Source organism: Aeromicrobium sp., from assembly GCF_032084975.1.
Lineage (GTDB): Bacteria > Actinomycetota > Actinomycetes > Propionibacteriales > Nocardioidaceae > Aeromicrobium.
The window spans coordinates 1-21,376 of the sequence record NZ_DAMDLR010000031.1 but is presented as its reverse complement, the minus strand read 5'-3'; the positions used below and the strand labels follow the sequence as shown (position 1 = coordinate 21,376).

Below are 21,376 nucleotides of genomic sequence, written 5' to 3'. Positions count from 1 at the left end.
CAGGCCACGCGTCACCAGATCACGGGCGTCTGCATCACTGCCCAGCGGACGCACCAGGGGGTCGCATGTACTCGGATGACACATCCCGCACCGCCCGGTGAAGCGCATCAAGGAAGCCCGACACCACCGGATTGAGCGTTTCTCCACGGTGCAGGAGGCTCACCCGGCGGCGCACTTCACCGTGATCGCTCGAGATGGCCACCGTCCCCGGGCTGGCGCCGCCACACAGGGCCGGGACGAGGGCAACCCCGAGTCCTGATCTGACGAACTCGCGAATCACGTCGTAATCATTGCTCCGGAAAGCGATCTGGGGCTCGAACCCCGCTCTGGCGGAAAGCCGCCGGAGGCAGGCGGCGCCAGCGGTCCCGTGCCCAGTCGTGATCCACGTCTCGGACTCGAGTTTGCGCCACGAAGCGTACCCGAGGCCGACGAGTGGATGTGACTCCGGAACCAGCAGGAGCAGGTCCTCATCGATCAGCGGCACGCGGATCAGGCCCTTGGGCGTCGCCCGCGGCACCAAGTCGTACTGGTGCATCAGCGTGACATCGATCTGTCCGTCCAAGAGTTGACCGATCAATTGGTCGGACTCTGCCTCTTCCAGACGGACCTTGACGCGGGGTTGGATCTCGCGGAAGTGACGAAACGCCACGGGCAGGAGTGCTTCGCTGGCCGTCGGGAAGCTCCCAACCCGCAAGGTGCCCAATTGACCCGACGCCATGGCCGCGACATCGTCCTCGAGGTCCCGGAGCAGCGCCAGCGCCTCCCGCGACCGTGCCGCCAGCAGTTCCGCAGCCGGTGTCGCGGTCACGCTACGAGCCGACCGGTCGAACAACGTCACGCGTGTGGCTCGTTCCAAAGCCGCGATCTGCTGCGAGACGGCCGAGCCGGTGTAACCGAGTTCTCGCGCCGCATCGGCGAAGGACCCGGTACGGATCACAGTGACCAGGGTCGCCAGGTGCACGGGGTTCAACATGGGCAGCGTGTTGATCGACGGACCTGCGACGAGAGTGACACGTTCGAGGTTACCGCCCCGGAGCCCTACCACGAAGGAGAACGACAACCAGCCCGGCCGCAGCGATGGGCACGGAGGCCAGCCACAGCGCTTGTACGCCGCTCGCGCCGACCAGCGTGGCGATCGACAACCACCCGACGCCAACGACACCTCCGCTGAAGCGCACGGAGTTGTACAGGCCCACGCCCGATCCCCGGGAAGACGGCTCGGACGACACGGCTATCGCGCTGGGTGATTGGAGCAGACCCAGCCCGAGACCCGTCACCACGAGGCAGCCCACCACGAAAGGCACCGCCAGTCCGGCCGCCATGACGGTGGCCGCAGCAGCGATGGCTGAGGCCACCACGCCTAATCCCGTCGCGATCAGTCGGCTGGCTCCGAACCGAGGTGCCACGCGGCTGATCGGTGGAGCCGACAACATCATTGTCACTGTGACCAGCAGGACGAAGAGGCCGGCTATCCGCACTGAGGAGCCAAAGCGCTCGACCACCATGAGTGGCACCAGCACCGAGATGCTGCCCAAGGCGAACATCTGAGCCGCGCCGCCGAGGGAACCGACGAGGAATCCATTCGACTGGAGGAAAGAAGGCTCCACGAACGGCGAGCTGGCGGTCTGCAAGCTTCTCATGAAGGCTACGACCAGCAGCAGCCCGATCGATCCCGGAAGCAGCATGACAGCCCACGGGACCGACAAACCCGCCACCATCGCGGGACCGATCAAGAACATGAGTGCGCCGGTGAGAAGCAGTGCGCTTCGCAGGTCCAAACGTCTCTGCGGCGCCGCATCCGACTTCAACCACAAACACGCCGTTGCCAGCAGCCCACAGATGGGGACGAAGACCAAGAACATCATCCGCCACCCCCACGTATCGGCGATCAGCGCTCCCAGCGGCGCGCCGGCTGCCGTTCCTGCACCGTTCGCGACGGCCCACCAGCCCAACGCGCGCTCACGGCCACCCTCACCCACGATCTCCGGGAGCGCGTACATCACTGTCGGCGGGACCACCGACATCGCGATGCCTTGGACCCCGCGGGACAGCACCAGGAGCCAGACCCACTGCGACGTCGCCGCCATCAAGCAACCGAGGCCGAGCAAGGTGAAGGCGGCCACGAGAACGCGGCGGCTCCCCCATCGAACACTCAACCAGCCCGACACCGGCATGCAACAGGCCAGCGCGAAGCCCGACGCGCTGGCCACCAACGTGATGCGGGCCGGACTCGTGTCGAAGTCGTCCGCGATCAGACTCAGCGGCGCAGACGCGATGTTGTTGATCGCCGCGCCGCTGAACACCCCGAACAGCAGGGTCGCGATCAGCGGCGCCCGCATGGGGCTTGCCTTCACCCGGGCATCACCGTGTCACGTCGCGATCTGGAAGCCCCCCTGGAAGGGGTCGTCTTCCTCGAAGTAGATCTGCTGCACACCCATGAGGTAGGAGCGGGCTGACAGCTCGGGGACGACCGCGGTCGCCGATGCCGTTCCGTGCGCGACCTCGGCCTCCTCCACCGGTGTGCTGGTGAACCGCAGCCCCAGCACCGACTCGTGGACGAGCGTGTCCCCGATCTTCATCCGCCCCAGCCCGTAGTCGCTCCCGACGTGGGCGGAGAGTCCCGTGCCCGAGGGGGTTCGTCCCATGGTTCCGCGAGCATAGAAGTTCGCGACCCGATACCCCGTGCCGTCCGCCAACTTCTCGCAGATCGTGATCAGGTCGACGGGCATCGCCAACCGCGACTCCTGAGCGGCGGACCACAGGTCCGAACCCACGGAGATCAACCGCGCCTGTTCCTCGACGCTCATGTCCTCGATGAGCAGCGTGGAGAACCCCAGATCGTCCGCGTCAAAGAACGCATAGGTCAGGCCCCCGTACCCGATCTCGGCACGCAGGGAGCCGAGTCCCTCGACGTCGATCTCGGTCACCTCTACGAGGTGGGACGCGACATTGCGGATCGTGGTGTCGACAAGCTCTCCGTCGCGGAAGCGCAGTCGTAGCACGACCTTGCCGGCCACGGTGTCCACCGGCGCCTCGACCGAACCCGTGCCGCCCTCGGGCTTGGCGACGAGTCCACTGTCCGCAAGGTAGCTGCCCAAACTGAAACTGCTGTCTCCGCACATGTCGAAGTAACCGTCGGGGGAGGTGAAGAGCACCCCCACCACGGAGCCCGCCTCGATCGGATCGGTGACGATCGCTCCCAGCATGTTGCGATGCCCCCGTGGTTCACGGCAGAGCGCTGCCCGGAGGTCGTCCGCCTCCGCCCGGAAGTTCTCCTGTTTCTCCCGCATCGTGCTACCGGGCACGAAGGGGTGCCCCGAGACGAGGATCCTCGTCGCCTGCCCGTGGTGGTAGTCCCAGCACGTGACGACCCGTCGAGTGCGCATCTGCGATCTCTCCTATACCTGTTCAGTGTTCTGTCTTCTGACGCCCTGCAAGTCGAGCTCTTCGGAAAAGTGGCAGGCGGCCATCTGACCTGCCGCAGTCGGTCGCAGTAGGGGCCGCTCCACGAGGCACCGTTCCTGGACGAACGGGCAACGCCTGGCGAAAACGCATCCGGGGGGTGGCTCCCGTAGATCCGGTGCACCGCCACCTTGCAACCGCACCGCGTCATCGCGTCGGCGCGGGTACTCCGGCGACGGGATCGCCGACAACAGCGCATCCGTGTAAGGGTGCTGCGGGTGCTCGTACATCTGGCTCGGGACACCGAGTTCCACGATCTCCCCCGCGTACATCGTCGCCACCTTGTCCGCGGTGTGCTTCACCACGGCGAGATCATGGGCGATGAACAACATCGTGCCACCACGCTCGCGACGCAGGTTGTCCAAGAGATTCACGATCTGTGCCTGGACCGAGACGTCCAAGGATGACACCGGCTCATCGGCGACGATGAATTCCGGCTCCAATGCCAGTGCGCGCGCGATTCCCACACGCTGGCACTGCCCACCGGAGAACTGGTGGGGGTACCGGTACATCATGTCGCGCCGCAGCCCCACGCTGTCCATCAACTCGGCCACCTGGTCCTGGACATCCCTCGCTCGGCGCGCGATGCCCTGGGCGACGAGCGGTTCCGCGACGTTCTCGAGAATCGTCATCCTCGGGTTCAGACTGCCCACCGGGTTCTGGAACACCACCTGCATGCGCCGGCGCAGCATGCGCAATTGCTTGCCAGACACCCCGCTGATGTCCTGGCCGTCGAATGTGAGTGAGCCGCCGGCCAACTCGACGCGGCGCAAAATCGCTTGGCCGAGCGTGGTCTTCCCCGAACCAGACTCACCCACCAGACCCAGGGTGGTGCCTCGCTCGATGGACAGGCTCACGTTGCGCAGTGCCTGCCACGGTCGCCGATCCTTCCCCCGCGTCGGGTAGTGCACCGAGACGTCGTCGATCTCCATGAACGCTGGCACGGGAGTGGCGGGCGGGCCCACCGTGATCTGATCGACCGTCATGAGAACGCTCCTTCCGCATGCCAGCAGGCGACCTGTCCGTCGCCCATCGGCTCCAGTGGTGGCGTCTGCAGACACGTCTCCGTGGCACGCGGGCAGCGTGGCCGGAAGGAGCATCCCTCTGGTCGCGCGTACGGGCTCGGTGGCACCCCCGGAATGCCCTCCAACCGCTCAGTGGTCTTCAGGTCCGCTCGGGGAGTGGATGCCAACAGACCCTGGGTGTAAGGGTGGAGGGGACGATTGAAGATCTGGTCCGACGACCCCTCTTCCACGATGCGACCCCCATACATCACCAACACGCGGTCGCACACCTCCGCCACGACCCCGAGATCGTGGGTGACCAGCATGAGCGACAGTCCCAGCCGGTCCTTCAACGACCGCAACAGCTGGAGGATCTGCCCCTGCACGGTCACGTCCAGTGCGGTCGTCGGTTCGTCGGCGATGATCAGGTCCGGCTCCGCGGCCAGCGCCATCGCGATCAGCACCCGCTGCTGCATGCCACCGGAGAACTCGTGCGGATACTGCTTCAGCCGCGTTTCCGCAGACGGTACGCCGACAAGTTCCAGAAGTTCGATGGCGCGAGCACGCGCTTGCTTGCGATTCATCCCTCGGATGTGGCGACAGACCTCCTGGATCTGATACCCGACCGTGAACACCGGGTCCAGCGCCGTCATCGGATCCTGCGGGATGGTCGCCATCCGACGACCACGGACTTCACGGAGGTGACGACCACCACCACCCTTCAGCAGCGACCGGCCCTCCCAGAGCACGTCGCCGGACGCGAGTCGACCACCCGGATCGATCCGTCCGAGCATGGCTTTGCAGGTCACGGACTTGCCCGAGCCGGACTCGCCCACGAGCCCCACGGACTCTCCTCGCCTGACGGACAGTGTGACGTCTTGCAGGACTTCCGCGTAGCCCTCGTCGGTCGCGAACGCGATCGTCACGTGATCGGCCTCGATCAGGACGGGGTCCGACGTGGGCGCTGGTTCCGTCACGATGTCCTCCTGGAGTTGCGAGATGCTCACTTGCCACCCACCTGCGCGAGAAGTCGGGTGGCCCGCGACGAGGGGTCGAGCGCCGATCGCAGGGACGAGCTCACGAAGTTCAAGGACAACACCGTGAATGAGATAGCCAGTCCCGGGAAGGTCACCAGCCACCAAGCGTTGAAGATGTACTCCTTGCCAATGGCGACATCGAGTCCCCACGACGTGTGTGGCGGCTGGATTCCCAGCCCGAGGAAGGACAGCGCCGCCTCGACGAGGATCACGGTCGCGAACTCGAGCAGCGCCAGCGTCATCAGCGGCGAGACGAGGTTCGGGAGCACGTGGCGAGACAGCACCCGCCACGTCGTCCCCCCGGCGACCTCGGCAGCTGCCACGTACTGGGACTGGCTCACCGACAGCACGGCTGACCGCGTGGTGCGTGTGTAGATCAGCCAGTGCGTCAGGCTGATGCACACGACGAGTGTCACGATGCTCGGCCCGACGACGGTGATGATCAAGATGATGAGCAGGATGACCGGGAACGAGACCTGCAGATCGATCCATCCCATCACCAGCCGCTCGGGCCATCCACGGACGTACCCGACCAGCAGACCGAGCAGGATCCCGAAGCCGCCGGCAACCACCGTCACCAGCGTCGCGATGAGCAACGAGAGTCGCGCCCCGTAGAGCAGCCGCGACAGCACGTCACGCCCGAGGTTGTCCGTTCCCAGGACGTGTGAGGAGTCGCCCCCGTCGAGCCACATGGGCGGCATCAACCGATCATTGAGCGACTGGGCATTCGGGTCGTAAGGGGCGATCCACGGCGCCAGGAGAGCAGCCAAGACCAACAGGACGATGAAGGTCGCGCCCACGAGGAACGACGGATCGCCCAACACGTGCCGCAGGGTCGCGGAACGTCGCGGAGTCCCTGCGGTCGATGGGACGACGGCGTCAGTGACTTCTTCGAGATGTGCGGTCATCAGGTCCGCCCTCCGACCTCAGTACGCGGATCCAGCCATCGGTAGCCCACGTCGACGATCATGTTGATCAGGACGACGAGCACGGCCGTGACCAGGACCAGCGCCGAGAGCAGCGTCAGGTCTTGGTTCTCGATCGCCTGCAGCGCGGTGTAGCCCATGCCCGGCCAAGCGAACACCGTCTCGACGACGACGGCATAACCCGCCAGTCCTTGGACGTACTCCCATGCGCCGATGGTGACGACCGGCGGCGCGGCATTGCGCCACCCGTGGACGATGACCCGCCGCCACGTCGGCAGTCCTTTCAGCTCAAGCGTCTTCATGTAGTCCGAGCCGAGGCTCTCCAGCATCGAGGACCGGACCATCATGCTGAGGCGGCCCGTCTGCGGCAATGCCATCGTGATCGCCGGCAGCACCAAGTGGGCCGGTGTACCGGACCCGGACGTCGGGAAGATCGGGAAGGTGACGCCCAACAAGATGACGAGCATGAGGCCCATCCAGAACTGGGGAGCCGAGAGTCCGAGCACGCTCAGGCCGACCACGGCGCGGTCGATGAGACTGCCCGGCTTCAGTGCCGCGATCGTGCCGAACACCACGGAAAGGATGAGTGCCAGCGTCACGCCGGCCGTTACCAGGATCAGCGTTCGCGGCAACGCTTCGGCGATGATGTCGATGGCCGGCCGGTTCTGCCACAGCGAGCGACCCAGGTCGAACTGGAGGACCCCGCCCGCAAAGTCCTTGAACTGCTCGACGATCGGCTGGTCGAGGCCCAGCGTGCGCTCGTACTGCGCCCGTTGCTCATCCGTTGCCGAGAGCGGCAACATCGCCCGTGCCGGGTCTCCCACCATTCGAGTGATCACGAACACGAGTACCGAGACACCGAACACGACCGTCACCGCATGAGCCAGGCGTCGCAGGATGAGGCCGATCATCGATGGTCCGCCATCGGCTCTGCGAGGCGACGCCATGGTGCGGCGGCCTCGAATCGCGCCGCCACGCGCAGGAGCAACTGGTCGGCGAACCGTCGCGTCACCAGTTGCATCCCGATGGGCGACCCACCGTCATGGGACACAGGCAGGCTGATCGCCGGATGGCCGGAGAGGTTGAACGGGTACGTCAACCGAAGACTCCCCCAGTGGTCCACGTCCTCACCGTCGATCCGTCGCGGCATCGGTCCTTCCGCGGCGAAGGCGGTCACCGGAGTCGCCGGGGTGACCAAGACGTCCACCTTGTCGAAGACCTCGGAGACGACCCTCATCAGCTCCGCTCGTTGGCGTTGGGCATCGATGTAGTCGTCGAAGCTCGCCTCCCGGACGACGTCGCTGTACTGGCGCACCGATGGATCGAGTAGGTCCATCTGATCGGCGGACAGGTCACGTACCTGGTCCCACACGTCGAGCATCGACAAGGTGCGGAAAGCTGGCCCTGCGTCGGGAAGTGTGATCGCCCCGCCCAAGGAAACGTCGGTCGCATCGACCGCGGCCACGAGTCGGGTGAACGCCTTCTCGGTCGCGCTGCGGACCTCCGGCTCCACGCGCGAGTAGCCCAGGTCTGCGGAGTAGCCGAGCCGGAGTCCGGAGGGGACGTCGTCAAGTCCGTCGAGGAACGTACCGGGCGCGGGCACCGAGCCGAACTCACCGTCATCGACCCCGGTGACGCAGTCCATGAACGCGGCCACGTCTCGGACGGTCGTCGCCAATGGGCCGTACGCCTGGTTGCCTGCCGTGCCGCCGTGCCTAGGCCCGCGAGGGACCAAGGAATTCGTCGGCTTGAACCCCACGACACCGCAGAACGACGCGGGAATCCGCAACGACCCTGCACCGTCCGAGCCCGTACAGAAGGTCGTGATCCCCGCCGCCACGGCTGCGGCCGAACCGCTGCTCGACCCGCCTGGGGTCAGCGACAGATTCCACGGGTTCCGTGTCGTGCCGTGCATCGGGGTGGCACAGAAGGACGACCTCCCCAGCTCGGGCGACGCCGTGAGCCCGACTGGCACTGCACCTGCCTCGATCAGCCTGCGCGTCAGCGTGTCGGTCTGCTCCGCCACCCGGCCGGAGAACGCCAGCGATGCGCTCGTGTCCGGCCACCCGGCGACCTGCTGCAATTCCTTGATTCCGAACGGAACACCGGCGAGCGGTCCGAGTGCGCCACCGCGCGCCCGAGTGTCATCCACTCGGGCGGCGGCGCGCCTGGCTCCCTCGGCATCGACGAACACGAAGGCGTTGATCTGTGTCTGGAGATCCGAGCCGATCGCGTCGAGACACTCCTCGACCAATTCAGCCGCCAGCACCTCGCCGTTACGCACTCGCTGCGCGGTACCGCAAGCGTCGTCCATTGGGTGGCCCATCGAGAACACTCACTTCCAAGTCATGCGCGAGATCCGGACCGCGGCATCCGATTCCGGCTGCCACTCCAACTCCTTGCTTCCTCCGTAGAGGTTCTCGGGGGCCGGAAGGAAGACGAAGTAGGCCTCATCGCAACCCTTCTTCAAGATCTCGTCCAACATCGTGGCACGCTGGTCCGGATCGATCGTCTCGGCGACCTCGGCGATCATCCGTGCCATCTCCGCGTCAGAGTTCGAGCCCTGACCGCCCTTCGCCGAGTACAGCGAGTCGAGCGTCGACTGCACGGACAGCATCGGGTTGCCAGCCGAGATGTAGATGGAGTCCGGTCGCTTGCTCCGATCGAACAGCACATCGAGATAGTTGTTGAACTCGAGGATCTGTACCTTGGGATCCAAGCCGATCTCCTTCCACGCAGCGCCGACCGCCTCCGTGGTCTCTCGGTCGCGCAACCACCGGCCGGAGGTACCGACCACGTTCACGGCTGCGCCCTCGGCGCCAGCCTCCTTGATGAGCTTGCGCGCTGCATCGATGTCATACGGGTAGCTCTCGAGACTCTCGTTGTGATAGTCGAGCTGCGGGTTGGACATCTGGCACGTCTGCGGCTCGGCGAGTCCGCCGAAGAGCTGCTTGGCGATCGCTTCTTGGTCGACCGCCATGTTCATCGCCTTGCGCACCCGCACGTCGCTCGCGACACCGCTGTCGGTGTTGATGATCATGCTCGGGGACTCCCCGCTCTTGCCGCTGAAGACCTGGGGAACACCGTCGACAGAGTCCGGTGAGAGGTTGGTGACCAGGTCGATCTCCCCGGCGCGCAGGCCGGCCTCCTGGGAACCAGGATCCGGGATGAAGCGGAAGGTCGCCTCGGAGATCGACGGCTTCTCACCCCAGTAGTCGTCATACGCCTTGACCTGGATCGATTGGCCACGCTTCCAGTCGGAGAGCTCGTACGGACCCGTGCCGATCAGCTTGTCGTTCGCTGCATCACCGGCGAGCGATTCGTCAGCCATGATCGGCAGCGCGGCAAGTCGCCGCGGGAGCAGCGGGTCGGGCACATTCGTGGTGATCTCCACGGTCATCTCATCCGCCGCCGTGGCGCTCTCGATCGTGCCGACGATGTCCATGTTCTCGCTCGCCGCATCTGGATCGATGGCACGTTCGAGATTTGCCACCACGAGGTCGGCTGTCAGTTCCTCCCCGTTGTGGAAGGTCACGCCTTCGCGCACCACGACCTTCCAGGTTGTGTCGTCGATCGTCTCGGGAAGCACCTTGGCCAGTCCGGGGATCAACTCGCCAGCGACGTCGCGCTGGACGAGCTCCTCAGCGATGTTCTGGATGACGACACGCGCGTTGCCGTCACTCGAACGCTGTCCATCCAGCGTGTTCGGCTCGGTTGCCAGGGCGATCGTGATCGGCTTGTCACCGTCTCCGCCGTCCTTGCCTCCGCCGTCGGAGCCACCACTGCATGCGGTGAGCGCCAAGCACGCAGCGATGCCTGCTGTCGGAAGTATGTAGCGAACTCGAGCCATGTCTGTTGCACCCTTCGAACGATTTCTCCGGCGGATTTTTCCTGCGAAGAAAGGGGGATGGCCATGGTCGAAGTCTCGACCGTGCCGGTTCAGGTGCCCCGGACGTTACCAGCGGGACTGACGGTTTGTAAGTTGCGTCACACCCCACCTAGTTGACCTAGCGCAAGGAAAACTTATGCTCGACCTGGCTCCGCCGGGCGCCTCGACGACTCTTCGGATGCCGCGTCGCCTTCCTCGCCCTCGACCACCAGAGACTCCGCCCACGTGGACCCGGCCATGAGTTCATAGACCTCCGCGATCCGCCTGGAGCCGTGCTCGCCCAGCAACGCCGTCACCTCGGAGACGAGGACCTCGACCACCGCCACCACGCTTGCTCGCGAATCGAAGGGGCCCGGTCCACTGGAGTCACAGACGAGCACGTGTTCGGCCTGTGCACTGGCGGGCGACAGCCACGGGTCGGTGACGACCACGACCGCCGCCTTCTGCTCCGCGGCCTGACGGCACAACTGCATCGTCCGCGACTGGTACCGCCGGAAGTCGAACGCGACCAGGACGTCCCCGCGCCGCATGTCCAGGACCTCGAAAGGCGCTGACGCCACCACGCGGCCGAGATTGCGCACCCCCGGCCGAACCTGTCCGAGCAGATTGGCCAGATGAAGACTGCAGAACTCGCTCTCGAAACCGCCGACGGTGTAGATCGAGCCGCTCGCTCGGGCCAACAACTCCACGATTCGGGCGAACTCGGTCCGCGACGTTCGGCCATCGGTACCCGCCACCGCATCGACGATCTGTCCGAACCCTTCGGACAGGTCGTCCAGACGCCCGCCATGCTCGACAGCTCGGCCGGCCGGGACACTCATGCGCTCATTGACTTCCTCCAGCAGTGCCGCTTGGAAGTCTCCGTAGCCGCCGTATCCGAGTTTCGTGATCAGGCGCAGCACCGTCGGGGAGCTGACCTGCGCTCGCTTGGCCAGGGTCGGCAGTGACTCCAGGCCCGCGCGTGGATACTCCGCATGCAGCACACGTGCGACCTTGCGCTCTGCCTTCGTGAACCTGTCCTCGTGCGTACGCAGCCGCTCACTGACTTGCCGTTCATCGGTTTCCTCCGGCTCGGATGCCACGGCCGCCTCCTCGTGTGGGGTTGCCGCACCATGGCGGCAAGCCTGTATAACTCTTTACAGAACTTAGTAGCACTGCAACGATGGTAACTATCGTTCCATTCTGAGGAACTCCGTTCCCTCTCTCGACGGTCTCAGCGTCGCGAACACCAAAGGATGCCGTATTCATGTCTGCAAGCCCCCTCGACCTGATGGACGACTACGGACCCGAGAAGGTCGTGTGCGTCTCCGACACGCGCAGTGGCATGCGCGGCGTGCTCGTGATCGACAACACCGCACGTGGCATGGGGAAGGGCGGAACCCGCATGTCGACCTCAGTCACGGTCGAGGAGATCGCACGGCTGGCGCGGACCATGACGTGGAAGTGGGCCGCCGTCGACCTGCCGTTCGGCGGGGCGAAGGCCGGCCTCGTCGGCGATCCGCAGGGTCCGGACAAGGAACGGCAACTGCGCGCCTTCGCTCGGGCGCTCGCGCACGAGGTGCCGAGCGACTACGTGTTCGGCCTGGACATGGGACTCACCGAGCGCGATGCCGCGATCTTCATCGACGAACTCCGTGACCGCGGAGCCAGTGTCGGACTGCCGGCCGAACTCGGCGGTTTCCCATATGACGAACTCGGCGTCACGGGCCACGGCGTCGCCGAGGCGACGGATGCCGCGCTGCGGCACCTCGGCCGGGACACCGCCGGTGTCCGTGTCAGCCTCCAGGGATTCGGCGCCGTCGGGACGGCGGCGGCACGCCGTCTCAACCAGCTCGGTGCACGCATCGTCGCCGTCTCCACCAGCGAGGGCGCGCTGACTGACCCGGACGGGCTCGATCTCGACCTGCTGCTCAAACTCCGAGCGGAAGCCGGCGACCGGTGCGTGCTCGAGTACGGAGGCGACATCCGTCCGTTGGGCGCGGAACTGCGCGTCCCGGCCGACGTGCTGATCCCGGCGGCGCGCCAGGACGTCATCGACGTCGCTCTGGCCCGCGAACTGCCGGCTCGCCTCGTGGTCGAGGGCGCAAACCTACCCACCGACCGGGCTGCCCAAGCCGTCCTGAGCGAACGAGGCATCGTGGTCGTCCCCGACTTCATCGCCAATGCCGGCGGCGTCGTGGCCGCCGCGTACTCAATGGACAGCCGCGGCTCGTCCTTCCCGCCCTCGGCCGACGTGGTTCTGGCTTCGGTCAGTGCACGTCTGAGAGCCAACACGATCACGGTGCTCGATGCGGCCTCCGCCGGCCGTCGCACCACCCATGAGGCGGCGCTCGCGATCGCCCAGGATCGCGTTCTCACTGCGATGCGGTTGCGCGGGCGTCTCCCCCAGGCCGTGCTGTGATCACCGAGGAACTGGACACGCACTTCATCGAGGCGGTCCTCAAACTGGCAGCACCCGGTCCGGGCAAGGCGCAACCACTTCCCGTCGGACTTTCCGAGGACCGGCTCCTGGAGTACTACGCAGCGCAGTTGCGCGCCCGTCACCTTGACTTCGCCGCTCGTTGGCTGAAGGCGCAGGGCATCGGCTACTACACGATCGGCTCCGCCGGCCACGAGAGCAACGCGGCCGTGGCGATGGCACTGCGACCCACCGACCCCGCCCTGCTGCACTATCGATCCGGTGGGTTCTACGCCGCGCGGGCAGGCCAGGTACCCGGGGTCGACTCCGTCGATGACATGCTGCGCTCCCTGACCGCCTCGATCCACGACCCCATCTCCGGTGGACGCCACAAGGTGTTCGGATCGCACCTCCTGTCGATCATTCCGCAGACGTCGACCATCGGCTCGCACCTGCCGCGAGCCTTCGGGATGGGACTGACGCTCGGACTGGCCGCCGCCGCTGACCAGCACACGGAGTGGCCCGAGGATGCCGTCGTCGTGTGCAGTTTCGGCGACGCCTCGGCCAACCACTCCACCGCTGTCGGCGCGTTGAACGCCGCGGCGTGGTGCGCCCATCGGGACGTGCCGATGCCCGTGCTGTTCGTCTGCGAGGACAACGGGATCGGCATCAGCACTCGCACGCCGGAGGGCTGGTTGGAGAACAGCCTGTCGACCCTGCCCAGCGTGCACTACGTCCGTGGCCGAGGCGACGATCCGGTCGACGCCCTGCACGCTGCACGCGAGGCAGCGGACCACGTGCGCCAGCACCGCAGCCCCGCGATCCTGCACCTCAAGACGGTGCGGTTCATGGGCCACGCCGGCTCCGATGCCGAACTCGGCTACCGCTCCCGCGCCGAGATCACGGCCGACTTCCGACGCGATCCCCTGCTCGCCACGGCGGAGCTCTTGGTCAGTGCCGGCGTGCGAACCCCGGCCGAGATCAACGAGGAGTACCACCAGGTCGGGGCGCACGTCCTGGAACGGGCCGCCGCGATCGGTCGGGAACCGCGGTTGACGACCAGCGAGCAAGTCCGGCGTCCCCTGACTCGGCGCGAGGCTCACGGAGTACGCGGTGGGGCACAGCGGCTGGCCACCCGCACGGTGGACGACGCGCGTCTGCCCGACCACGGCACGCCCCTCACCCTGGCGCAAGCGATCAATGCAGGCCTCACCGAACTCCTCGCGGCCGTTCCGGAGTCCGCCGTCTTCGGCGAGGACGTGTCCCTCAAGGGTGGCGTCTACGGCATCACGCGCGGGCTGCGGAAGAAGTTCGGTGGCGGGCGAGTCTTCGACACCCTGCTGGACGAGCAGACGATCCTCGGCACGGCACTGGGCATGGCGATCAGTGGATGGCTGCCAGTACCCGAGATCCAATACCTCGCCTACATCCACAATGCTCTCGACCAGATCCGCGGCGAAGGCGCCACCCAGTCGTTCTTCTCCAACGGGCAGTATCACAACGGCATGGTGGTCCGCGTCGCCGGACTCGCCTACCAGAAGGGTTTCGGCGGGCACTTCCACAACGACAACTCGGTGGCAGCACTCCGCGACATCCCCGGGGTCCATCTCGCCGTCCCGTCCGACGCGAACGAGGCTTCCTCGTTGTTGCGCGAGAGCATCGCGCTCGCGCGTGCCGAGGGACGCGTCTGCATCTTCCTCGAGCCGATCGCGCTGTACCACGAGCGAGACGTGTTCGTTGAGGGCGACGGACTCGCCCTGGGCACCTATCACCGTCCCAACGGGGAGCTCCCCGACCTCCTGCGCGCCCGACGCCACGGCGTCGGCACCGATCTGTTGTTGGTCTCCTTCGGCAATGGCGTCCCGATGAGTCGGAGGGTGGCCGCTCGACTGGCGCGCGAGGGCGTGGAGGCATCCGTGCTGGACCTGCGGTGGCTGTCCCCGCTGCCGACCGCCGATCTCGTCGAGGCCGCACGTGCGTGCCGTCGCATCTTGGTCGTGGACGAGACCCGGATGAGCGGCGGTGTGTCCGAGGCGATCATCACCGCCCTCGTCGACGCCGGTGTGTCCACGCCCCTGCGCCGGGTGACCAGCGACGACAGCTTCATCCCCCTCGGTCCGGCAGCCGACACCGTGCTGTTGGACGAGGACCACATCGAACGAGCGGCGCGCGACCTGTGCGCCCTGACCGCCGAAGCTTCCACGGGAGGAACCCCATGACCACCACGAGCCCGGACCAGAAGAAATCCACGATCCCCGCCGCGGATGCCCTGCGCGATCGGGCCGTCGCCGCCGCCCGCGCCTGTGGCGTCCACCGCGATCGGCTCACCGGTGGACCCGACGTCACCAGCCCGGTCAATGGCGCCGTCGTGGCCAGTCCGGCCTGGGCGTCTGCCGAGGACGCCGACGCCGCCGTGGAGCGAGCCCGGTCCGCCTTCCTGGCCTGGCGGGACGTCCCCGCTCCCCTCCGCGGCAATCTCGTCCGCCGGCTCGCCGAGCTCCTGCGGGAACACCAGCACGATCTCGGCACGCTCATCACCACCGAGGTGGGCAAGACCACGAGCGAGGCCGAGGGCGAGGTGCAGGAGATGATCGACGTGTGTGATTTCGCCGTCGGCCTCTCCCGCCAGCTCCACGGCAGCACGATCGCCTCCGAACGTCCCGGTCACCGCATGATGGAGACCTATCAACCGCTCGGCGTCGTGGGCGTCATCACCGCCTTCAACTTCCCGGCAGCGGTGTGGTCGTGGAACGCGGTCATCGCGTTGACGTGTGGCAACGCCGTCGTGTGGAAACCCTCCGAGCTGACTCCGCTGACCTCCTTGGCGATCGACTCACTGATTCGCCGGGCGATCACCGAGCAGGACGCCCCGGCGGAGCTCAGCCAACTCGTCCTCGGCGGGCGGGACGTCGGTGAGGCTCTCGTGGACCATCCGGGCGTCAATCTGCTCAGCGCCACCGGATCCACCGCGATGGGCCGGATCGTCGGTCCGCGCGTCGCCCAGCGTTTCGGCCGTTCCCTCCTGGAGCTCGGCGGCAACAATGCGGCCATCGTCACCGCCTCGGCAGATTTGGACCTGACGATTCGCGGACTCGTCTTCGCGGCCGTGGGCACCGCGGGTCAGCGCTGCACGACGTTGCGCCGCATCATCGCGCACGAGTCGATCGCCGACGAACTGGCCGATCGACTGGTGGCCGCGTACGAGTCGCTGCCGATCGGCAGTCCCACCGATGAGGCCACCCTCGTCGGACCGCTCATCCACGGCACCGCCTACGAGGGGATGCTCACCGCGATCGAGCGCGCTCGATCCGACGGAGGAGAACTGCTCACCGGCGGTGAGCGTGTGCTCGCCGACGAGGCGCCCGATGCGCACTACGTGACGCCGGCGCTGGTCCGGATGCCCGCGCAGACCGACGTGGTTCGCGAGGAGACCTTCGCGCCGCTCGCCTACCTGCTCACCTACTCCACGCTCGAGGAAGCCATCGACCTCAACAACTCCGTGCCCCAGGGCCTGTCGTCGGCCATCTTCACCGAGACCATGAAGGAGGCCGAGCGGTTCATGTCCGCCGGCGGCTCCGACTGCGGCATCGTGAACGTCAACATCGGCACCTCCGGAGCGGAGATCGGAGGAGCCTTCGGTGGCGAGAAGGAGACCGGCGGGGGCCGTGAGTCCGGTTCGGACTCCTGGAAGGCGTACATGCGCCGGACCACCAACACGATCAACTACTCCGACGAACTGCCGCTCGCGCAGGGCGTCCAGTTCTGATTCCCGTTCCACCGGCGCTCCGGCGCCCCGCCGCAAGGAGCAGCATCGACATGAACACCCCCGGCAACGCGCCAACCCTGGACCCCTCGGACCCGGCAGGGATCGACGCACAACTCAGCGCGGACGAGAAGGCGGTCCGTGCGTCGGTCCGGCGACTCTGCGAGGAGCACATCGACCCATACGTCGCCGACTGGTTCGAGCGCGGCGAGCTCGCCGACCCGCGTGGCCTGGCCAAGCAGCTGGGCTCGATGGGCCTGCTCGGCATGCACCTGGAGGGCTACGGCTGCGCCGGGATGAGCGCCACCGAGTACGGCCTCGCCTGCTTGGAGCTGGAGGCCTCCGACTCCGGGATCCGCTCGCTGATGTCCGTCCAGGGATCGCTGGCCATGTTCGCCATCTGGCGCTGGGGAAGCGAGGAGCAGAAGCAGGAGTGGCTGCCGTCGATGGCCTCCGGCGAGGCCATCGGCTGCTTCGGACTCACGGAGCCCGATGCCGGGTCCGATCCCGGCAGCATGCGCACCCGCGCCAGGCGAGACGGGCATGACGACTCGGCTGACTGGATCCTCGACGGACGGAAGATGTGGATCACCAACGGGTCCGTCGCTGATGTCGCGGTCGTCTGGGCGAACACGGACGAGGGTGTCCGCGGTTTCGTCGTCCCGACCTCGGCCGCCGGTTTCTCGGCCCCTTTGATCCACCACAAGATGTCGCTGCGGGCCTCCGTCACGAGCGAACTGGTGCTGGACCAGGTGCGGCTCCCTGCCTCGGCCATGCTTCCGGAGGTGCGCGGACTGAAGGGGCCCCTGTCGTGCCTGAACGAAGCGCGGTTCGGCATCGTGTGGGGCTCGATGGGCGCAGCGCGCTCGTCCTATTTGACGGCCCTGCGCTACGCCACCGAACGGGAGCAGTTCGGCCGGCCGATCGCAGGGTTCCAGCTGACCCAGCAGAAACTCGCCGACATGGCGGTCGAGTACTCCAAGGGCGTGCTGCTGGCGCTGCACCTCGGGCGCCTCAAGGACGTCGGCACCCTGCAGCCCGAACAAGTCAGCCTCGGCAAACTCAACAACGTCCGCGAGGCGCTGGAGATCTGCCGGTCCGCGCGGACCATCCTGGGCGCGAACGGCATCTCCTTGGAGTACCCCGTGATCCGGCACATGAACAATCTTGAGTCGGTGTTGACCTACGAGGGCACCGTGGAGATGCATACGCTGGTGCTCGGCCAGGCACTCACCGGCCACGGCGCCTTCCGCTGACTGGTGGGTGGCCTCGACCGCCTCGAGGCCACCCACCAGTCAGGCCGGGGTACGTCTCAGACGAGCTTGCGCACCACCGAGAGCGGCGCACGCTTCATGACCTGGCCGATCGGCGCCCACGGCCACGCGGGGACGGCGGCGTCGACGACCTCCTTCTCGATGTACTTGACCATCGCGGCGGTTCCGGTCTCGGTGTCGACCATGAGGCGCTGCTCCTGCGCGACCTGGTCGTTCATCTCGCTGGCGATGTAGCCCGGGTAGAGCGTCGTGACCTTGATGTCGTGGCCCTTGCGGCCGATCAGGTCAGAGCGGATGCCCTCGGCGAGGTGCGCGACCCCGGCCTTCGTCGCGGCGTAGGTCGTCATCGACGACGGCATGCCGCGCATCGCCGACATCGACGAGATCAGCACGAGATGGCCGGCCTTGCGCTCGTAGAAGTGCTGCATCGCCGCCTCGCACTGGGCGAGCGCGGCGACGAAGTTCGTCATCGCCGTCTCGCGGTTGGCCTCGAACTTGCCGGTGCCGATGCGGCCGCCCTTGCCCAGGCCGGCGTTCACGACGACGCGGTCGAGTCCGCCGAGCGCCGCCGCGGCCTCACCGAAGACCCGGAAGACGGCGTCGTGGTCGTTGACGTCGAGCGCGTGCACCGAGACCCGGATGCCCGGATGGTCGGCGACCAGCTCGGCCCGCAGCGCCTCGAGTCGGTCGACCCTCCGGGCCGTGATCGCCAGGTCGTGGCCCGAGGCGGCGAGATGGCGGGCCATCCCCTCGCCCAGGCCCGAGCTGGCTCCGGTGATCAGGGTGTTCTTGCGCATGTGCACCTCCGCAGTCCTCAGCGGAAGGTGACGTCCCCCGCCGGTAGGTGCCCATGATCGTTGAAGGTCAGCACGCGCGGTCCGGTGGCCCCGACCATGAGCGTCGTGACGCTCGAGTTCACGACCACGTCATTGAGCCGCTGGAAGGCCGAGTCGTCACCCGTGATCAGCTGCGAGGCCACCATCGCGATGGGTCCACCCGACGTGAACACCAGGACGCGGCGGCCCTTCCCGGACGCCAGCTCGACCGCTTCCTCGAAGCCGGCCAGGACCCGCTCCCGGAACAGCTTGTAGGGCTCGTGGAACTCGCCCTCGCCGCGTCGCCATGCGTCGATCGCCGCGTTGAGCGCCGCCTGGAACTCCTTGGAGTTCTTGGTCATGGCCGACGGGTCGAACGCCGTGGCGATCCCCAGGTGGTCGTACTCGTTCCAGCGCGGGTCGACCTCGTAGCCCGGCAGGCCGGGGTCGGCGTCCTCCTCGCCGAGGCCGCTCGCGTCGATCGCCGCGATGGCGGTCTGCGCGTGGCGCAGCATGCCGCCGGCGATCGCGTCGGTGAAGATCGTCCCTCCGGCCTCCCAGGCCGCCCCGAGCGCAGCCGACTGGCGGGTGCCGATCTCACTGAGGCGGTCGTAGTCGTCCGTGCCGAAGGACGCCTGGCCGTGGCGGACCAGGTGCAGGGTGCCCACGGATCAGAGCTCGAGGACGAGCTTGCCGGTGGCCTGGGCCCGATCCAGCGTCAGCAGTGCGTCCGAGGCCCGCTCGAGCGGGAACGACTCGCCGATGACCGGCTTGAGTGCGCCCGAGGAGAGGTGCTCGTACATGTCGTCCCACTGCTGCTTGATCAGGCCGGGTCGCTTCATGGCGTACGCGCCCCAGCCGACACCGACGGCCGAGACGTTGTTGAGCAGCAGTCGGTTCGCGGCGACCTTGGGGATCTGGCCCGCGGTGAAGCCGATGACCAGGATGCGGCCGTCGTCGACGAGGCAGCGCAGGGAGTCGGTGAACCGGTCGCCCTCGGGCGCGTTGCCCACCGGGTCGACGACGATGTCGACGCCGCCCGACGCCTTGACGGCGTCCTTGAAGCCCTCGGACAGCACGTACTCGTCGGCTCCCGCGGCGACCGCGATCTCGCCCTTCTCCTTCGTGGAGGTGACGGCGATGACGTGTCCGGCACCGAACGCCTTGGCGACCTGGATCGAGGCGGTGCCGATGCCGCCCGAGGCGCCGTGCACGAGGACGCGCTCGCCCGCGGCCATCGAGCCGCGCTTGACCAGGCCGAAGTAGGCGGTGCCGTAGTTGAACATGAAGGACGCGCCCTCGGCGAACGAGACCGAGTCCGGTAGCGGGAAGGTCAGCAGCACGTCGGCGACGACCTGCTCGGCGAAGCCGCCCAGCATCGGCAGCGCGGCCACCCGGTCGCCCGGGGCGAAGCCGCTGCCCTCGGGCGCCTCGACCACGACGCCGGCCACCTCGGCGCCCGGCACGAACGGCAACGGAGGCTTGAGCTGGTAGAGCCCGCGGCTCTGCAGCAGCTCGGGGAAGGCGACGCCGGCGGCCTTGACGTCGATGAGGACCTGGTCCTCGCCACGGGCCGGGGCATCGATGTCGACGAGTTCGATGGCCTCGGGGCCCTCGAGGGAAGTGATCTGGATCGCACGCATGCCCCTGAGCGTAGCGGATACCTAAGCGCTTGCTTAGTCCCTTCCGAAGCAAACGTGACACTATCCTCATGTTCATGGCCTCCGGAGTCCGCTTCCCCACCGACAGTTCCACCGCCACCGCCCGCCGCGTCGTCGTCGACGCGCTGCAGCTGGTCGACCCGGTCGGAGCCCGTGCCGCCGAGCGCGAGACCAACTGGCGCCGCGGCTACCTGACGCACTTCGCACGACTCGTGGACGCCGGGCTCGCGACGCCCCAGGACGCCGTCACGATCGCCAACGAGGGCCTGCACAGCATCAGTGAGGACATGCTGTTCCGCGACCAGCCGCTGGCCCACGCCTTCGACTCCCCCGTGCCCGCACCGGACTGGGCGGTCGCCGAGATCACCGGCACGGCCGAGCCCGAGACCGAGCTCTCCGTGCCGTACCGCGGTCGCCGGCTCGTCGGCGCCGAGCTCGACGAGCAGCTGGACGACTGGGTCGCGCGCGGAGTCGTCGAGCCGACGTTCGCCGACGCGATCCGCGAGGTCCGCGACCATCCGGAGTGGTTGCGCCTCGAGGGGGACACGGTCGTCGTACTGGGCGCGGGTGCCGAGATGGGCCCGTACCGCTCGCTGCTGCGCTGGGGAGCCGACGTCGCGGCGATCGACCTCCCGCGCCCTGACATCCAGCAGCGCATCCGTGAGCAGGCGCGCGAGGGAGCCGGGCGCGTCTTCCTGCCGGCCGGCGGGAAGGAGACCGGTGCGGACCTGCTGCACTCGCTGACCGAGCTCGACGCGTGGATCGGCGGACTCGAGGGCCGCCTCGTGATCGGCACCTACTGCTACGCCGACGGCGCGACGCACGTGCGGGTCTCGATGGCGGCGGACGCGATCGCGACCCACCAGGTCGCCCAGCGCCCCGACACGGCGCTGGCGTACCTCGCGACACCGACGGACGTCTTCGCCGTCCCGGCTGGCGCTGTCACGACCTCGAACGAGGAGTACGACGGCGGCCGCCGGTTCCTGCGCCGGACGTTGCGCGGGGTCAGCGGCGGGCGCCTGCTGGAGCGGAACTATCCGCCCGGCGTCGAGGTCGGCGTCTGCGACGCCCTCGTGCCGCAGCAGGGCCCGAACTACGCGCTCGCGAAGCGCGTGCAGCGCTGGCGTGCCGCCGCCGCGCGCGACGC

Annotated in this window: 18 protein-coding genes; 5 read left to right on the top strand and 13 right to left on the bottom strand. The window is 67.4% G+C overall.

Features of this window, described 5'->3' with window-relative positions:
• Nucleotides 1–34 precede the first annotated feature (34 nt).
• The 10 genes from RT323_RS09620 to RT323_RS09575 all read right to left on the bottom strand — a co-directional run bounded on the left by RT323_RS09620 (nucleotide 35) and on the right by RT323_RS09575 (nucleotide 11,400).
• Nucleotides 35–973 (bottom strand): LysR family transcriptional regulator, encoded by a 939-nt coding sequence (locus RT323_RS09620; protein WP_313407583.1) that lies wholly within the window; start codon nucleotides 971–973, stop codon nucleotides 35–37.
• Nucleotides 974–1,022: 49 nt separating this feature from the next.
• Nucleotides 1,023–2,354, bottom strand: a complete 1,332-nt coding sequence (locus tag RT323_RS09615) for an MFS transporter (RefSeq protein ID WP_313407580.1) — start codon at nucleotides 2,352–2,354, stop codon at nucleotides 1,023–1,025.
• A 15-nt stretch (nucleotides 2,355–2,369) separates the two neighbouring features.
• Nucleotides 2,370–3,386, bottom strand: coding sequence for a proline racemase family protein (locus tag RT323_RS09610; protein ID WP_313407576.1), 1,017 nt, complete (start codon nucleotides 3,384–3,386; stop codon nucleotides 2,370–2,372).
• A 12-nt stretch (nucleotides 3,387–3,398) separates the two neighbouring features.
• Nucleotides 3,399–4,448, bottom strand: coding sequence for an oligopeptide/dipeptide ABC transporter ATP-binding protein (locus tag RT323_RS09605; RefSeq protein ID WP_313407573.1), 1,050 nt, complete (start codon nucleotides 4,446–4,448; stop codon nucleotides 3,399–3,401).
• Entirely contained in the window at nucleotides 4,445–5,473 is a 1,029-nt protein-coding gene (locus RT323_RS09600) for an ABC transporter ATP-binding protein (protein ID WP_313407570.1), read from the bottom strand. Before RT323_RS09600 ends, RT323_RS09605 begins: the two co-directional genes overlap by 4 nt.
• Entirely contained in the window at nucleotides 5,470–6,327 is an 858-nt protein-coding gene (locus RT323_RS09595) for an ABC transporter permease (RefSeq protein WP_313407567.1), read from the bottom strand. Before RT323_RS09595 ends, RT323_RS09600 begins: the two co-directional genes overlap by 4 nt.
• Before the next feature lie 83 nt (nucleotides 6,328–6,410).
• Nucleotides 6,411–7,340, bottom strand: coding sequence for an ABC transporter permease (locus RT323_RS09590; protein ID WP_313407564.1), 930 nt, complete (start codon nucleotides 7,338–7,340; stop codon nucleotides 6,411–6,413).
• Entirely contained in the window at nucleotides 7,337–8,713 is a 1,377-nt protein-coding gene (locus tag RT323_RS09585; protein WP_313407561.1) for an amidase, read from the bottom strand. Before RT323_RS09585 ends, RT323_RS09590 begins: the two co-directional genes overlap by 4 nt.
• A 51-nt stretch (nucleotides 8,714–8,764) precedes the next feature.
• Nucleotides 8,765–10,279 carry an ABC transporter substrate-binding protein gene (locus RT323_RS09580; protein ID WP_313407558.1) on the bottom strand — a complete coding sequence of 505 codons (1,515 nt, stop codon included), beginning with the start codon at nucleotides 10,277–10,279 and terminating at the stop codon, nucleotides 8,765–8,767.
• A 173-nt stretch (nucleotides 10,280–10,452) separates the two neighbouring features.
• Nucleotides 10,453–11,400, bottom strand: coding sequence for a MurR/RpiR family transcriptional regulator (locus RT323_RS09575; RefSeq protein WP_313407555.1), 948 nt, complete (start codon nucleotides 11,398–11,400; stop codon nucleotides 10,453–10,455).
• A gap of 164 nt (nucleotides 11,401–11,564) precedes the next feature.
• On the opposite strand from RT323_RS09575, the gene RT323_RS09570 reads away from it, so the two are divergent.
• Genes RT323_RS09570 through RT323_RS09555 form a run of 4 tightly spaced genes read left to right on the top strand, consistent with a single transcriptional unit; the run spans nucleotide 11,565 to nucleotide 17,735 of the window.
• Nucleotides 11,565–12,719 (top strand): Glu/Leu/Phe/Val dehydrogenase dimerization domain-containing protein, encoded by a 1,155-nt coding sequence (locus RT323_RS09570; protein WP_313407553.1) that lies wholly within the window; start codon nucleotides 11,565–11,567, stop codon nucleotides 12,717–12,719.
• The gene (locus RT323_RS09565; protein WP_313407551.1) at nucleotides 12,716–14,935 is read left to right on the top strand and encodes a thiamine pyrophosphate-dependent enzyme; all 2,220 of its coding nucleotides are present in this window, start codon (nucleotides 12,716–12,718) and stop codon (nucleotides 14,933–14,935) included. Before RT323_RS09570 ends, RT323_RS09565 begins: the two co-directional genes overlap by 4 nt.
• The gene (locus RT323_RS09560; protein WP_313407549.1) at nucleotides 14,932–16,482 is read left to right on the top strand and encodes an aldehyde dehydrogenase family protein; all 1,551 of its coding nucleotides are present in this window, start codon (nucleotides 14,932–14,934) and stop codon (nucleotides 16,480–16,482) included. The genes RT323_RS09565 and RT323_RS09560 overlap by 4 nt, the downstream gene beginning before the upstream one ends.
• A gap of 50 nt (nucleotides 16,483–16,532) precedes the next feature.
• Nucleotides 16,533–17,735, top strand: coding sequence for an acyl-CoA dehydrogenase family protein (locus RT323_RS09555; RefSeq protein ID WP_313407546.1), 1,203 nt, complete (start codon nucleotides 16,533–16,535; stop codon nucleotides 17,733–17,735).
• A gap of 56 nt (nucleotides 17,736–17,791) precedes the next feature.
• Here the strand turns inward: RT323_RS09555 and RT323_RS09550 are convergent, their stop codons facing one another.
• Genes RT323_RS09550 through RT323_RS09540 form a run of 3 tightly spaced genes read right to left on the bottom strand, consistent with a single transcriptional unit; the run spans nucleotide 17,792 to nucleotide 20,211 of the window.
• The gene (locus RT323_RS09550; RefSeq protein ID WP_313407543.1) at nucleotides 17,792–18,550 is read right to left on the bottom strand and encodes an SDR family oxidoreductase; all 759 of its coding nucleotides are present in this window, start codon (nucleotides 18,548–18,550) and stop codon (nucleotides 17,792–17,794) included.
• A 17-nt stretch (nucleotides 18,551–18,567) separates the two neighbouring features.
• Nucleotides 18,568–19,236: a histidine phosphatase family protein gene (locus RT323_RS09545; protein WP_313407540.1), complete on the bottom strand. Its 669-nt coding sequence runs from the start codon at nucleotides 19,234–19,236 to the stop codon at nucleotides 18,568–18,570.
• 3 nt (nucleotides 19,237–19,239) lie between these two features.
• Complete coding sequence (locus RT323_RS09540) at nucleotides 19,240–20,211, bottom strand: NADPH:quinone oxidoreductase family protein (protein ID WP_313407538.1); 972 nt, start codon at nucleotides 20,209–20,211, stop codon at nucleotides 19,240–19,242.
• A 74-nt stretch (nucleotides 20,212–20,285) separates the two neighbouring features.
• Here RT323_RS09540 and RT323_RS09535 point away from each other — a divergent pair.
• Nucleotides 20,286–21,376: hypothetical protein (locus tag RT323_RS09535; RefSeq protein WP_313407535.1), on the top strand; the 1,091-nt coding region annotated here is incomplete at its 3' end.

Excerpts from the sequence above, each read along its gene's own strand:
- RT323_RS09620 (WP_313407583.1), bottom strand. The coding sequence starts at position 973 with ATGTTGAACCCCGTGCACCTGGCGACCCTGGTCACTGTGATCCGTACC.
- RT323_RS09560 (WP_313407549.1), top strand. The coding sequence starts at position 14,932 with ATGACCACCACGAGCCCGGACCAGAAGAAATCCACGATCCCCGCCGCG.
- RT323_RS09570 (WP_313407553.1), top strand. The coding sequence starts at position 11,565 with ATGTCTGCAAGCCCCCTCGACCTGATGGACGACTACGGACCCGAGAAG.
- RT323_RS09605 (WP_313407573.1), bottom strand. The coding sequence starts at position 4,448 with ATGACGGTCGATCAGATCACGGTGGGCCCGCCCGCCACTCCCGTGCCA.
- RT323_RS09550 (WP_313407543.1), bottom strand. The coding sequence starts at position 18,550 with ATGCGCAAGAACACCCTGATCACCGGAGCCAGCTCGGGCCTGGGCGAG.
- RT323_RS09590 (WP_313407564.1), bottom strand. The coding sequence starts at position 7,340 with ATGATCGGCCTCATCCTGCGACGCCTGGCTCATGCGGTGACGGTCGTG.
- RT323_RS09580 (WP_313407558.1), bottom strand. The coding sequence starts at position 10,279 with ATGGCTCGAGTTCGCTACATACTTCCGACAGCAGGCATCGCTGCGTGC.
- RT323_RS09610 (WP_313407576.1), bottom strand. The coding sequence starts at position 3,386 with ATGCGCACTCGACGGGTCGTCACGTGCTGGGACTACCACCACGGGCAG.
- RT323_RS09555 (WP_313407546.1), top strand. The coding sequence starts at position 16,533 with ATGAACACCCCCGGCAACGCGCCAACCCTGGACCCCTCGGACCCGGCA.
- RT323_RS09540 (WP_313407538.1), bottom strand. The coding sequence starts at position 20,211 with ATGCGTGCGATCCAGATCACTTCCCTCGAGGGCCCCGAGGCCATCGAA.